This is a genomic window from Kribbella orskensis, assembly GCF_004342085.1.
Classification (GTDB): Bacteria; Actinomycetota; Actinomycetes; order Propionibacteriales; family Kribbellaceae; genus Kribbella; species Kribbella orskensis.
On record NZ_SLWM01000008.1, the window covers coordinates 222236 to 235704 of the forward strand.

The 13469-nt window shown below is 70.1% G+C and carries 13 protein-coding genes; 3 read left to right on the forward strand and 10 right to left on the reverse strand.

Annotated elements, in window-relative coordinates; all coding sequences use genetic code 11:
- Positions 1-23: 23 nt before the first annotated feature.
- The 6 genes from EV644_RS23085 to EV644_RS23110 all read right to left on the reverse strand — a co-directional run bounded on the left by EV644_RS23085 (position 24) and on the right by EV644_RS23110 (position 4231).
- Positions 24-1553 (reverse strand): multicopper oxidase family protein, encoded by a 1530-nt coding sequence (locus tag EV644_RS23085; protein WP_132190770.1) that lies wholly within the window; start codon positions 1551-1553, stop codon positions 24-26.
- Complete coding sequence (locus EV644_RS23090; RefSeq protein WP_132190771.1) at positions 1550-1987, reverse strand: hypothetical protein; 438 nt, start codon at positions 1985-1987, stop codon at positions 1550-1552. The genes EV644_RS23085 and EV644_RS23090 overlap by 4 nt, the downstream gene beginning before the upstream one ends.
- The gene (locus EV644_RS23095; RefSeq protein ID WP_132190772.1) at positions 1984-2376 is read right to left on the reverse strand and encodes a hypothetical protein; all 393 of its coding nucleotides are present in this window, start codon (positions 2374-2376) and stop codon (positions 1984-1986) included. The genes EV644_RS23090 and EV644_RS23095 overlap by 4 nt, the downstream gene beginning before the upstream one ends.
- Before the next feature lie 67 nt (positions 2377-2443).
- Positions 2444-2788 carry a DUF8819 family protein gene (locus EV644_RS23100; RefSeq protein WP_132190773.1) on the reverse strand — a complete coding sequence of 115 codons (345 nt, stop codon included), beginning with the start codon at positions 2786-2788 and terminating at the stop codon, positions 2444-2446.
- A gap of 104 nt (positions 2789-2892) precedes the next feature.
- On the reverse strand, positions 2893-3111 hold the full coding sequence (locus EV644_RS23105; protein ID WP_132190774.1) for a hypothetical protein: 219 nt from the start codon (positions 3109-3111) through the stop codon (positions 2893-2895).
- 79 nt (positions 3112-3190) lie between these two features.
- Entirely contained in the window at positions 3191-4231 is a 1041-nt protein-coding gene (locus EV644_RS23110; protein ID WP_132190775.1) for a LacI family DNA-binding transcriptional regulator, read from the reverse strand.
- Between the two features lie 147 nt (positions 4232-4378).
- Between EV644_RS23110 and EV644_RS23115 the strand changes: the two genes are divergently transcribed.
- Positions 4379-5113 carry a copper homeostasis protein CutC gene (locus tag EV644_RS23115; RefSeq protein ID WP_132190776.1) on the forward strand — a complete coding sequence of 245 codons (735 nt, stop codon included), beginning with the start codon at positions 4379-4381 and terminating at the stop codon, positions 5111-5113.
- Complete coding sequence (locus tag EV644_RS23120; RefSeq protein WP_132190777.1) at positions 5110-5382, forward strand: DUF4031 domain-containing protein; 273 nt, start codon at positions 5110-5112, stop codon at positions 5380-5382. The genes EV644_RS23115 and EV644_RS23120 overlap by 4 nt, the downstream gene beginning before the upstream one ends.
- Positions 5383-5434: 52 nt before the next feature.
- Here the strand turns inward: EV644_RS23120 and tuf are convergent, their stop codons facing one another.
- From tuf to EV644_RS23135, 3 genes are all read right to left on the reverse strand, one after another.
- Positions 5435-6622 carry an elongation factor Tu gene (gene tuf / locus EV644_RS23125; RefSeq protein WP_132190778.1) on the reverse strand — a complete coding sequence of 396 codons (1188 nt, stop codon included), beginning with the start codon at positions 6620-6622 and terminating at the stop codon, positions 5435-5437.
- 301 nt (positions 6623-6923) lie between these two features.
- A complete protein-coding gene (locus tag EV644_RS23130) occupies positions 6924-7613 on the reverse strand; it encodes a DNA alkylation repair protein (protein WP_132190779.1) in 690 nt (229 codons plus the stop codon).
- Positions 7614-7658: 45 nt separating this feature from the next.
- Entirely contained in the window at positions 7659-10040 is a 2382-nt protein-coding gene (locus tag EV644_RS23135; RefSeq protein ID WP_132190780.1) for an outer membrane protein assembly factor BamB family protein, read from the reverse strand.
- Positions 10041-10174: 134 nt separating this feature from the next.
- Between EV644_RS23135 and EV644_RS23140 the strand changes: the two genes are divergently transcribed.
- Positions 10175-11059: a Gfo/Idh/MocA family protein gene (locus EV644_RS23140; protein WP_132190781.1), complete on the forward strand. Its 885-nt coding sequence runs from the start codon at positions 10175-10177 to the stop codon at positions 11057-11059.
- Positions 11060-11077: 18 nt separating this feature from the next.
- Here EV644_RS23140 and EV644_RS23145 read toward each other — a convergent pair whose 3' ends face one another.
- Entirely contained in the window at positions 11078-13339 is a 2262-nt protein-coding gene (locus tag EV644_RS23145; RefSeq protein WP_241998652.1) for an outer membrane protein assembly factor BamB family protein, read from the reverse strand.
- Between the last annotated feature and the right edge of the window lie 130 nt (positions 13340-13469).

The window sequence follows — 13469 nt, forward strand, 5'->3', positions numbered from 1 at the left end:
TACTGCGGACCCGGGGCTGGAGATCAGATTGTTTCGAAGCCGGCCATCATGGCCATGTCCTCGTGCTCCAGGTTGTGGCAGTGGATCAGGTATTTCCCTTTGTGGCTTGAGAATTTGATCAGCACGTCGACGACCTCGGCAGGGCGGACGTCGACGGTGTCCTTCCAGCCCGCGTCGTACGGGCCGGGCTTGGAACCGCCGCGGCGCAGTACCTGGAAGGGTGCGAGGTGGACGTGCACCGGGTGGTGCACGTCGGTGGCGAAGGACCACACCTCGTACTGATCGAGCTTCACCTGAGCCTGCATCACCTCGGGGTCGAAGGGTTTGCCGTTGATGGTCCAGCCCTCGTGGCCGTTCGCGTCGCCGCGGCGGAATCGCCACGTCCGGTGGACCAGACCGCCCGGTTCGGGCAGCGGCGCGTAGCTCGACAGCTTCTCCGGCACAAAGCTGTCGTCGGTAACCTTCCGGGTGACCTTGAACCGCATCACCTGCCCGGCGCGACCGCCGTCGAGCTTGTTGAGCAGCGTGAGTTCCGTCCCCGGCTGGTACTGCGAGAAGTCGAGCACCACGTCGAAGCGCTCGGCCGGGGCGATCACGAGGGTCTGGTGCTCGATCGGGGCGCCGAGCAGTCCACCGTCGCTGCCGATCTGGACGAACGTCGCCGGTCCGTTGCTCAGGGCAAGTTCATAGCGGCGGGCGTTCGACGCGTTCAGGATGCGGAAGCGGTACAGCGCGGTGTCCACCTCGAGCACCGGCCACGGCGCGCCGTTCACCAGGATCACGTCACCGATGACGCCCTCCATGTACTCCGGTTCGACGCCCGGGCCGTCCTTGAGGGCGGGGTAGAGGAAGGACCCGTCGGCGGCGAAGGCGCGATCCGCGATCACCAACGGGATCTCGCGATCACCACCAGGCAGCTGCAGGGCGTCCTCTTCCGCGTCGCGGATCAGGTGCAGCCCGAAGAGGCCGCGGTAGACCTGCGGAGCCGTGTAGTCCATCCGGTGGTCGTGGTACCAGAGGGTGGCGGCTCGCTGGGTGTTCGGATATGTGTACGTCCGGCTGCCGGTCTTCACGTCGCCACCGGGCATGTTGTGGTGGCCTGCGTGCTCGTGGTGTTCGCCGTTCGGCATCAGCAGGTCCAGGGGCCACCCGTCACTACTGGCCGGGGTGTGGCCGCCGTGCAGGTGAACCACCGTCGGTACGGCGAGTTGGTTGACCTGCTCGATGACTGTGGTTCGCCCGCTACGTACGTCGAACGTGGGGCCGGGCAGGAGTCCGTCGTACCCGAGTACTGGCGTCTTGAGGCCCGGGAGGATCTCCAGGTCGGCCTGCCGCTGGACCACTCGGTAGTAGTCGACTCCGGCCGCCGTGCGGATCGGCTTCTTCACTGGGGGGATAGGGAGCGGCACCTTGAAGGCTTCCGGCAGCGGGGCCCCGCTGCGGAGCAGTTCGGCCGTCTGGCCGGGGGAGGTGTCCAGGCCGCAGTTGGTGAGGGTGCCGGCGAGTCCGGTGCCTCCGGCGACGGCCAGGAACGTGCGGCGGGACATGCTCATCGCGCTACCTCCTTGCGGCCGCGGCGGGCGCTGGGGCGGAAGGACCAGATCGCCATCGCGACGACCGTGATGACGATGGCCGTCCCGAGCGGAACGTGGACGGCGAAGTTCTGCAGATAGCCGTAGGTCAACTGGACGAACTCGGCGAAGAACAGCACGAAGGTGAGCAGCGCGGGCCAGAGGCGGCCGCCGCTGGGGCGCCAGTAGAGCACCGCGGCCACGAACTGCAGCATCGACATCATCCACAGCGACGACCCGATCGGGCCGTGCCAGGCCATCGCATCTACCTCGCCGGAGAGGAAGTACCCGGCCAGGATGGGCTGCGCGACCACCAGTCCGGCGTGGAGCACCAGCACCATCCGGAGGAACCACAGCGACGCCCGCGGCCGGCGTACCGGCTTCTGCTCGACTTGCTCTTCCAGTTCGGTGGTCATGCCGCCACCGCCTGCTTCTCCGTACGCCGGACCGTTGCGCCTGGGCGGCACGTCCAGACGGCGAAGGCGCAGGCGATCGCCACGATCGCGATGCCGAGCGGGATGTGCAGGACCAGTTGACGGCTGTAGCCCATTCCGATCTGGAGTCCCTCTGCGAGCAGGAGCGCCAGGGTAGCGATGACCGCGAACCCGCGGCCGCCGGAGCGCCAGTAGATCGTTGCTATCAGCAACTGGGCGAGGCAGAGGAAGGCGACGCCGAGTCCGATCGGCTCGTGCAGCCGCATCGCGCCGCTGGAGCCGTTCAGGTAGACACCCGCGAGCACGGGTTGCAGGCAGACGGCGACGGCGTGCCCCACCGCGACCACCCGAAGAACCAGCAAGGACTTCATGGACGGCCACACTAGTAGCTTGTCTACATGTAGCGCGACAGGGTATTCCCCTGAGTCACCCCTGGGGTCAGGTGAGGCGGCCCAGGGGAGAGACGGCGATGCCGGCGCGTTCGCAGACCCAGTGGGGGTCGGGCCCGAGCTCGGGCTCGATCCGGAGCTCGTGGTCGTTGAGGTCGTCGCAGGCGGTGCAACGCGGCCAGCGGACGCCGGAGTCGACCAGGCGGTCCTGGACGTCTTGCGCGACCAGGCCGGCGATGTGCTCGGCGCCGTCGGGCCACTGGTCGAGCCACCACTGCCGGCCGGCGACCGCGTCCTCGAGCAGGGACACCATGATGGCGTCATCGAATCCCCGCGCGGCCAGGTCGTGGAGGACCATCGCGCGGGCCGTCAGTAACACGCCGGGCTCGTTCATCGCCCTTCAGAGTGCCAGACGGAACCGACAAAACCCCAAGCCGCCCGGCTCGGGGTCCTGTCGCCTCGGGAGAGGTCTGGTTTCGACAGTGGTTCTCGCCGGGGTCAGCCGGCGCTGCAGGTGGGCGCCGGGTCCAGGCGCTCGGCCAGCTTCAGCTCGCGCTCCGCGGTGGCGCGGAGGGCGGTGCTGAGGCGGGCGCGGAGGGACTGGGTCCGCGGCGGGCGCGGCTCCTCGTACGGCTCCTGCGGCGCGTTCGGCAGGGCCGACTGCGCGAGGGACCGGGCGTTTTCCACTGCGGTGTTGCCGGCGATGAAGTAAGTCATGGTCGTGCTCCCTTCCGAAGGGCGTGGTGATCAGAGCCGGCGGCCGGACGGCCGTGGCTGACTTGGGGTGTTCCTGGTTTCAGTTGCGGGGTGCCGGACCGCTGCTGGAGCGAACGATCAGCTCGGTCGGCATCGTGATCTGCCGCTCGGTCGTCGCCGGGTCGAGCAGCACCCGGCCGACGGCGCGGCCCTTGTCCCGGATCGGCTGGCGGACGGTGCTGAGCCCGGCGCTCTCGGCGGCCGGCACGTCGTCGAAGCCCGCCACGGTCAGGTCCTTGCCGGGGACCAGGCCGCGGGTCTTCATCGCCTCCATCGCGCCGAGCGCCAGTACGTCGCTCAGCCCGACGATCGCGGTCGGCCGGTCCTGCGAGTCGAGCACCCACTCGGCCGCGGTCAGTCCGGAGCTGAAGGCGTTGTGGCCGCCCGAGACCAGCCTGATCCGGGCGTCCGGCATCTCCTTCTGCAGGCCCCGGATCCGGAGTTCGCAGTCGGTGTAGCCGACCTCGTCGAGGGTGAGTTCGACCGGCTGCGAGCCGGCCGCCTCGGTGTTGTCGACCAGCACCACCAGGTCGCGGTGACCCAGCCGGGCCAGGTGCTTGCCGAGCTTCGCGGCCGCCTCGAGCTCGTCGATCGCGACCCAGGACAGGTCCGGGTGGTCGCCCCGGTCGGTCGAGACCATCGGGATGCCCCGATTCTTCAGCGTGTCGAGGGCCGGGTGGCCGCCGGCGACGCAGAAGATCGCGGCCGCGTCGATCGCGGCCTGCTGGACCGCGTTCGCACCGCCCTGGATGTCGGTCGAGCTGAGCGGCATCAGCAGCAGGCTGGTGGTGAACTCCTCGGCGACCTCGGCCAGCCCGGCCAGGAAGCCGACCGCGTACGGGTCGGAGAACGCGTAGGCGAGCTTGTCGGTGAACAGCACGCCGACCGCGCCGACCTTGCCGCTGCGCAGCGCCCGGGCCGAGGCGTCGGGCCCGGCGTACCCGAGCTCCTTGGCCTTGGCCAGGATCCGCTCGCGCATCGCGGCGGACAGCTGGTCCGGCTTGTTGTAGGCGTTCGAGACGGTCGACGGCGACACCCCGACGGCCTGGGCGACGGTCTTGATGGTGACTCCCGGCGACATCCTCGACACCTCTCTCCACACAGTCTTCTGAATCGTTCTTCTAAATCGTTCTAGAAAAACGATACAGAAGACCCTGGGGGAGTGCAACAGGGTTTGCCGAAGAGTTTTGCCGGGCCCGGATGAACCAGATGAAGGATGATGGCGGGCATGGGTTCGTTGCTGGAGGTCATCGCGCTGCATCCGGCGGACGCGGAGGCGGCTCAGGAGGGTGGGGCGGACCGCCTGGAGTTGTGCGCCTCGATGGAGGCCGGCGGCCTGTGTCCGTCGGTGTCGACGGTCAGCGCGGTACGCCGGGTCACGGACCTCCCGCTGCGGGTGATGCTCCGGCTCACCAACTCCTTCACCACCAACGGCGCCGAGCTGAACCGGCTGACCGCGACGGCGCAGTCGTACCTCTCGGCCGGGGCGGACGGGTTCGTCTTCGGGTTCCTGACCCCGGACAACGAGGTGGACGTGGAGTCGGTCGCGGCGCTGGCGAGCACCTTCGCGGGCACGCCCTGGACGTTCCACCGGGCGGTCGACGCCGTGCTCGAACAGCGCAAGGCCTGGCGCGCGCTGCGGAGTCTGCCGGGGCTGGACTGCGTGCTCACCGCTGGCTCGAGTCTGGGCGTCCGCTACGGGCTGGACGACCTCTGCAAGCTGGCCAAGGACGACCCGCAGGTCGCCAAGGTGATGATGGCCGGCGGCTCGCTCAAGCCGGAGCACGTGCCCTGGCTGTACGGCAGCGGAGTACGGCGGTTCCATGTCGGGTCGTCCGTGCGGCAGGACGGGTCGTGGACCAAGGCCTACGTGAACTCCCGCTTCGTCCGGGCCTGGCGCAACCTGCTCGACGCCCAGGACGAACGGCAGGAGGAGAAGGACGTGAAGGAGCACCCCGGGTGATCCTGATCGACCCACCGGCCTGGCCGGCCTGGAACAGGGTCTGGTCGCACCTGGTCAGCGACGATTCCCTCGACGAACTGCATGAATTCGCCCGCAAGGCAGGCATCCCGGCGCGGGGTTTCGACCGGGACCACTACGACGTGCCGTCCGACAAGTACGACGAGCTGGTCGCGGCCGGCGCCGTACCGGTCTCCAGTCGCGTCCTGGTCCGCCGCCTACTCGTCTCCGGCCTCCGTCACCGCAAGGGCAGCGGGCAGGTCCGGCCCTGAACCTCAGCAAAACAAGGCGCCCCGGGCTGATGCCCGGGGCGCCTCGTTCACTTCAGTCGAGCAGTTCGGTCACCGTGCCGGCGGCGACCGTGTGGCCGCCCTCGCGGACGGCGAAGCCGAGGCCGACGTCCATCGCGACCGGCTTGGCCAGCTCCACGCCCAGCTCGGTCGTGTCACCCGGCATCACCAGCTCGATCTCGCCGAGGTCGATGCCGCCCGACACGTCCGTGGTCCGGAAGTAGAACTGCGGCCGGTAGTCCGCGGCGAACGGCGTGTGCCGGCCACCCTCGGCGGTCGACAGCGCGTGCAGCTGCGCCCGGAACCTCCGGTGCGGCTGGACGCTGCCCGGCAACGCCACCACCTGGCCGCGACGGACCTCGTCGCGCTTGACGCCGCGCAGCAGCACGGCCGCGTTGTCACCCGCCTCCGCGGACTCCAGCGACTTGCCGAACGTCTCCATCCCGATCGCCGTACTGGTGACGGTCGGACCGAGGCCGACCACCTCGACGGTGTCGCCGAGGCGGAGCGAGCCGCGCTCCACCGCACCGGTCACGACGGTGCCACGCCCGCTGATGGTGAGCACGTTCTCGATCGGCATCAGGAACGGCTCGCCCAGCTCACGCGGCGGGTCCGGCACATAGGAGTCGACGGCGTCGAGCAGTTCGCCGATCGAGGCGATCCACTCGGGGTCGCCCTCGAGCGCCCGCAGCCCGGAGACCCGGACCACCGGTACCTCGTCGCCGGGGAACCCGTACTCCGACAGCAGCTCCCGGACCTCCAGCTCGACCAGGTCGAGCAGCTCGGGGTCCTCAGCGGTGTCCGCCTTGTTCAGCGCGACCACCAGGTACGGCACGCCCACCCGGCGCGCGAGCAGCACGTGCTCCCGCGTCTGCGGCATGGCGCCGTCCTGCGCCGAGACGACCAGGATCGCGGCGTCCACCTGGGCGGCGCCGGTGATCATGTTCTTCACGTAGTCGGCGTGCCCGGGCATGTCGACGTGCGCGTAGTGCCGGTTGGCGGTCTCGTACTCGACGTGCGAGATGTTGATGGTGATCCCCCGCGCGACCTCCTCCGGCGCCCGGTCGATGCCGTCGAAGGCGACGAACGAGTTGAGGGTCGGGTAGCGCTCGGCGAGCACCTTGGTGATGGCGGCGGTGAGGGTGGTCTTGCCGTGGTCGACGTGACCCATCGTGCCGATGTTGAGGTGCGGCTTGGTCCGCACGAACTGGCTCTTGGCCATGGTGTGTTTTCCCTTGCTGGTCAGAAGATTCGAAGAGCCAGGACCCGGTGGCCCACCTTCCGCACAGCTGTCTTCAGCGGTGGGAGGGGGCCGGTTCTCGAGCCACCCTCCTCCGCGGGTCCTGCTTCAGCAGGAGGAGGGTCGGCTTCGCGCGCCGGTGTGTGAAGCTGAATCGACTGACGTCCACGCGGCAGCGCCCGTCAGGCTGAGGCCTGACAGGTACGCAACAGAATCCACGCGGAACATGATGGTCACGGTAAATGCCAACGCTGCCACCGGCAACGGAATTCCCGCCGGGCGGTCAGCCGAGATAGGCCTTGCGGGTGGCGGGATCGAGCTTCTCGACGGCGTACCGAAGGGCCGGTCGCTGCATGGTGCCGGCGTGGTGGTCGAGGAAGGTGGTGAGAGCCGCCTCGTCCATCACCCCGGCGTACTTCAGCGCGATCCCGACCGGTTTGGACACCACCGGATCGCTGTCGTCGAGGAGTAGTCCGGCCAACGCGAACAGGTCGGACAGGTCGGCGGCCGTGCCGAAGCGGGCGAAGTACAGGGGTGCTGTGATGGCCGTACGGCGGCGCAGCGGGTCGGTGGTCCGGGCCAGCTCGAAGAGGGGATCCCTGGATCGCTTGAGCAGGTAGCGCCCGACGACGTGTGGAGCCGCGCGGTCGACCATGTCCCAGCTGTCGATGGCGTCGTGCCGGCGCAGGTACAGCTCGTACCCCGCGCGTCGTTCGTCGTCCGGCAGCTTGGCCCGGCGGGCGCGGAAGTCGAGCACGCAGAAGGCCGCCAGTCGAGCCTCGTACGACGACTCGTCGAGCAGCCGGTCCACCTCGGTGAGTGGCAGGTCGGTGAACGCCTTGGAGGTGTCGAAGGTCGCCTTCATCGGTACGCCGAGCACGTCGCCATCGCCGTGGTAGTGCTTCTGCACCACCTCGCCAGGCCGCGCCTTCTCCCGCAACGCCGCCACAACCGCGCCCGCAGTCAGCTCCATTCGCGGAGCCTAACCGGACTCAGCCCGGTGCGGCGGAGCAACTACTCAGTTGAGGGCGAAGAGGCGGGTGCCGTCGCTGAAGATGGGGCGGCCGCTGGCGACGGTGACGGCCGGCTTGTCGCAGGTGACCTTCTTGGTGTCCGCTACGGAGGTTGCGGTCGGGCCGGCGACTATCGGCCGGGGCTGGACGCCGGTGGTGCCGACCATGACCGGTGAGCAGCTGCCGTCGGGCTGCGGCATCAGGGTGACCACGCGGCCGTCCGGGAGCAGGCCGAACCCGTCCCGCGGGAACGTGGGCTGCTGCAGCTTCGGCGGCACTTGCAGCAGGTGGTGCCACTGCGGGGTGCCGTCTGCCGGGCTTACTGCCGACACGTCGTACGTCTGGGGCTCGCCGGGCTCGGTGCGCGTCCGGCAGGTCACGAGGACCAGGGAGGCGTGCGTCGCCGCGAGCTGCGCGTCGCAGGACGACCGCCCCAGCCGCGGCCTCGGAGTACCAGGGACTGGGGTGGTCCAGAGGATGCGGCCTTCGCCGACATCGACTGACCACTGGTGGAGGGTCCCGCCGGCAGCTCCGGTCCACACCAGCCCCGAGACCTCACGGGTTTCCGGTACGGCCACAAGCTCGCCGATCCAGGTGGCGGGGTCGAGCTCGGCGCTGAGCTCGAACCGGATGCCCAGGTCGACCTCCCAGCGCTGATCGCCGTCGGCGAGATCCAGGCCGCGTACTACGGCGCTGTTGCCGCCGCAGGCGTCCACCACGACGGCCTGGTCGGCCAGGAGCACGCCCTGCGTGACGCTGCATTTCAGCTGGGTCCGCCAGTGGGTGGGATTGCTCACGCCGTGCGCCACGACGTACCGACCCTCGGCGACGAGCAACTGGTTCGCGTCCACCGCGAGAGCCGTGCCGTCGGTGTGGACCTCGGTGAGCACGCGCCCGCTCTCTGCGTCGAGTACGGCGTACGTCGGGAGGTCGATCCCGCTCGGCGCATGGTTGGCGTTGTAGGGGAGGTGCGCGGCGAGGGTGCGTCCATCGGCGGAGACCAGGAGACCGCGTGAGCCACTGGAGGCGGCGTCGTCGACGTCGGCCCGGGCGTAGCGCCAACGGATCTGCCCGGTGGTCGCGTCGGACATCACCACGCCGTCGGACCGGAGCTCGGCCACGCCGCCCGCGGTACCGGCGATCGCACCGGTCGCGGGGACCTCCCGGCTCCAGGCGAGCTCTCCGTCGAGCTGCACCGGCAGCACGCCGGGCGGCATGGTGGCGGTGGTGCTGACCGTGTTGGCGGTCTCGAGCCGGGCCTGGACGAAGGGCTCACCAGCAGAGACCACGATCCAGGCGAGCAGTGAGGCGCAGACCAAGGTGACGCCGAGACTCAGCGCGCGTGGTGGAGCCAGCGCGTACGGCGGGGCCAGCCGCAGGCGCCGGGCGAGGGCCAGGAGCGCTCCGGCGAGCAGGATCGCGACAGAGGCGAGCATGAGGTACGGCCAGCGCTCGCTCATCGCGGCACCCGGTTGAGCCGCGGGCCAGCGCCACCAGCAGAGCCCGATCGCGACTGCGCCGATCGCGGCGAACACCAGAGCAGGGATGGTCACCAACCGGGGCTGGGCCCGTCGGAACCAAGCACAGGTCAGCGCGGCTGCCACGGCGGTACCGGCGATCGGAGCCCACACCGGGAAGCCGTTCACCTCGTCGGGGGTGGCTGGCCAGCGTGGCGCGGCGCCGAGGCCACGGCCGAGCAGTACGGAGGCAGCGACCACCACACCGAGCGCGGCACCTAGGTAGATCATCGGGATGAGCCCGGCGATCGGCCGGGCCGCCTCAGGGCCCCAGAGCTTCAGCTCCCGCCGGACGTTTTCGCGGGCCGCCTGCTCCCACTGCTCCTGACCCCGGCTGGTCGCGTACAGGCTGGTCTCGGCCAGGCTCTGGAGGAAGGTCATCCGGCCGCGGGCGAAGTCCCGGTCGCCGATGTGCCCGTACTCCTCGCGGATGTCGGCGGCGTACTCGTCGTACCGGCCGGCGGACAGGCTGAGGATGCGCAGGTCGGCGTCGCACAGCACCGCGCCGTTCGCGTCGTCCGGCTCGCAGTCGTGCTTGGCGGTCAGCCGGATCAGCCGGCCGATCTCCGTGACCTTGGCGGCCGCGACCCCGTAGGCGGACAGTTCGAGCTCGGCCAGCTGGGCCGAGACCTCCTCGTTCTCGCCGGGGTCGGCCCGCGGGTCGTAGATCGCGTCGTGGAACCAGGCGGCCAGCCGGACCGTGTCGGCGTCGTCGGCCAGATCCGCGAGCTCGTCGATGGTCTCGAGCATCTCGGTCAGGTGCCGCTGGTCGTGATAATGGCGATGTTGCTCTGCGTAACGGGCCAGCAGATCATCGCCCAGCGGCTGCGCGTCCGGCAGCAGGCGATCCCACTGGTCGCGCAGATCCATGATCGTGAGTCTCGCACCCTGAACCGGCCCGGACCGACCGATCCGGGGCTCCCGGCTAGGGTCGTGGCCAAAGCGATATCGGCTCGTCACCTGACCGGTGCGGTGGGTGGGCCCGCAGCAGAATGGAGAACGCCATGCGGTTCGGTCTGGTTGGCACCGGTCCTTGGGCCCGGGACACCCACGGACCCGGTCTGCGGGCCGCGGCCGGCGTCGAGTTCGTCGGTGTCTGGGGGCGGGATCCGGGCCGGACGGAGGCGTTGGCGACAGACCTTGGCGTGACGGGGTTCAGCGACTACGCGGAGTTACTCGAGACTGTCGATGCGGTCGCTTTCGCGGTCCCGCCCAAGGTCCAGGCGTCGATGGCGCTCGAGGCCGCTGCCGTGGGCAAGCATCTGCTGCTGGACAAGCCGGTCGCCGACTCGTACGACGACGCCCGCGCGCTGGCGGACGAGGCGGACGACGAGGGGATCGCCTCGGTGGTCTTCTTCACCGCCCGGTTCGCGCCGGAGAGCCGGACCTTCTTCGAGAAGGTGCAGGCGCAGGGTGGGTGGAAGGGCGGCTGGTCCCGGATGCTCGCCTCGCTCGATGCTCCGGACAACCCGTTCAAGGAGTCCGTGTGGCGTCGGGAGCCGCGCGGTGCGCTGTGGGACATCGGGCCGCACGCGCTGTCCAATCTGAGCGCGATGCTGGGGCCGATCGCGGAACTCCGCGCGGTGGGTGGCGAGGGGGACCTGGTGCACCTGGTGATCACCCATGAGTCGGGTGCGACCAGCACAGCGAGCCTGTCGCTGTTCGCGCCGCCGGCCGGGACCAACTTCGAGACCGGCATCTGGGGAGAGACCGGTACTGCGCTGCTGCCGCCGTGGGTGACCCCCGCGGTCGACTCGTTGCAGCTGGCGGCGCGGGAACTGATCGAGGCCGCCGAGTCCGGCGAGTCCCACCCGGTCGACGTCGCCTTCGGCACCCGGATCGTCGAACTCCTGGCCTCCGCCGAGTCCCAGCTGCAAGCCGCCCGCTGAGGTTCAACCCGCCGAGGTTCAGCGGAGGGCTATGACGCTGGTGTCGCCGGAGGTGAGGACGAGGTTGCCGACGGCGACGGCGTCGCGGCTGCAGGAGATTCCGGTCGGGAGCCGGACCTGGCGGAAGCCGGTCGCGCCGATCACGTTCGCCCAGCAGCCGTCGGAACCACGGGCGAGCGAGACCACCCGGGCGTCGGCGGTGACGGCGACCCGGGCGCGCGGGCTGACCGCCGCCGTCGTCTGCCAGACGGTCTGACCCGTGTCGGAGTCGATCGCCGTGACGATCGTCTGACGGTTCTCCCGGGTATTCGGACCGGGGCAGTCCACCACGACCAGGAGCTTCCCCGCCGCGTTGAGCAATGTGCGGCAGGCCCAGTTCCGCGGTACCGGCCAGCGCCACTTCGTCTCGCCCGTGCGCGGCTCGATCGCCAGCAGCGCGGCCGGTACGTCGGAGTCGCCGCCGGGCTCGGCCACGACGACCAGCCCGCCCACGACGACGGGCCGCCGGTACATGTCGCTGGGGGCCCTGGTCCACAGCTCCTTGCCGGTCATCAGGTCCAGCCCGGTCATCTCGTCCGGCTCGTCACCGCAGCTGTGCCCGAGGAAGGCGACCACGGTGTCCGCGGTGGCCACGGCGCCGATGTCGGTGCAGCGGCCGGGCTCGAACGTCCACCGGTCGTTGCCGTCCGGGTCGACGCCGCGCAGCTTGTCGGAGCCGCGGGCAACCTCCTCGCCGGTGAGCAGCGGATCGGCCTGCTGGATGGTGTGGTCGCGGGTCCGGCCCGGCCAAGCCGCCTTGCGCTCGCCGGTGTCCGCGTCGAGCAGCAGATAGCCGATGTCGTTGAACTCGGCGACGATGAACCGGCCGTTGGCGGTGGCGACGATGTTCGGCTTCTCGTCCGAGTCGGACCGGCTGTAGCGCCAGCGGAGCTCGCCGGTCGCCGCGTCGAGCATCTCCACCACACCGGCCTGGCGCGGGATGGCGATGCCGTACTTCGTCCCGATCGCCTCCTCGGCGCCCGCACCGGTCAAGGCGCGGCTCACCCAGGCGGCGTTGCCGTCCAGCACCGAGCCGGGCGAACTCCCGGCCGGGCGGTGGAAGCCTTCCACTCGCTCGTTCGAGCTGAGCACGTAGCTCCGCGCCAGCGGCTGCACGATCTGCAGGAGGATCAGCGCGATCACTCCCGGTACGGCGAGCCAGGCCAACTGCTGCCCGAGGTTTCGCGACGGCATGAACCGGGCGACCCTCGTGCGCAGGAGTGACGCCACCAGAGCCGACGTGCCGGCCACTAGAAGCAAGAGGAGCGCGGAGATCACCAGTGGCACCCGCAGCCCGACGCCCAGCGCCGGGTTGGTCACAGGCACCTGCGCCCAGGCGACGAGGAGCCCTGTCACTGCGATGGCGACCACGGCGCCGGAGATCAGCCTCGCCCGCTGGGTGTCGCTGCGGGCACAGCGGAACAGCACCGGCGTGCTGAAGAACGCGAACACCGCCAGGAGGACTGTCGGCCAGCCGGACTCAGGCTCGACCGTCGGAATCTGCCACGACGCACCTGCTGCAGCTATAGAGACGACGGCGGCCGCGATCGCGCTGAACGTCGCAGTGGCCGCCAGTGCGGCCTGCTGCCACCCGCGCCAAGGTGCTGGGAGTTCCCTGTCGAGTCCGGCGAGCTCTGTCTCCAGGTTGGCCCGAGCAGCCGGGCCAAGCCGCTGCCGAGCCAGTTGCGTTCGGTAGAGATGCCCCTCGAGCAGTTGGCGTACTTCGTCGTACCGGCGTTCCACCGCGGTGGTCCGGTCGCCCGCGTCCCGCCGTACTTCAGACGTGTGGGCCGCGTAGCGTGCCGGGGTCGTGGCCAGGGTGGAGTTGACCGCGTCGAGCAGGACGTCGCCGTTCGCGTCGCGCCGGGGTGGAGCGTAGGAGTCGGGCGGGGGAGCCGCGAGCTCACCGGTCAACCGGACGAGCCGGGCCACCTCGGCGATGCGGATCGGGTCGATCCCGTAGGAGGGCAGGGTCTGCTCGACCAGCCGCGCGGACGATTCGGCGTCTTCGGCCGGCCCGCCACCGGGCTCGTGCACCGCCCGGTGGAACCACGCGGCCAGCCGGACCGACGTCGGGTCGGTGCTGAGCTGGATGAGCGACTCGAGCGTGGTGAGCACGGTGTCGAGGTACTGGTCGCGGTAGGCGCGACGGTTCCGCCCGACGTACCTGGCGACCAGATCGTCCGCCAACGTCGCCGAGCCCGGGATCAGCTCGTTCCACCGTTCGCGCAGGGCCACCACCGCCACAGTCTGCCAGCCTGACCGCACGACCACCCCTCGATCACCCGACCGCAGCCTTGCGGTTGCCGAACAACCAAGCCCTCGCAGGCGTGGTTCGGTGGAATGCGAGTCCTTCGCCATCTACGATGCG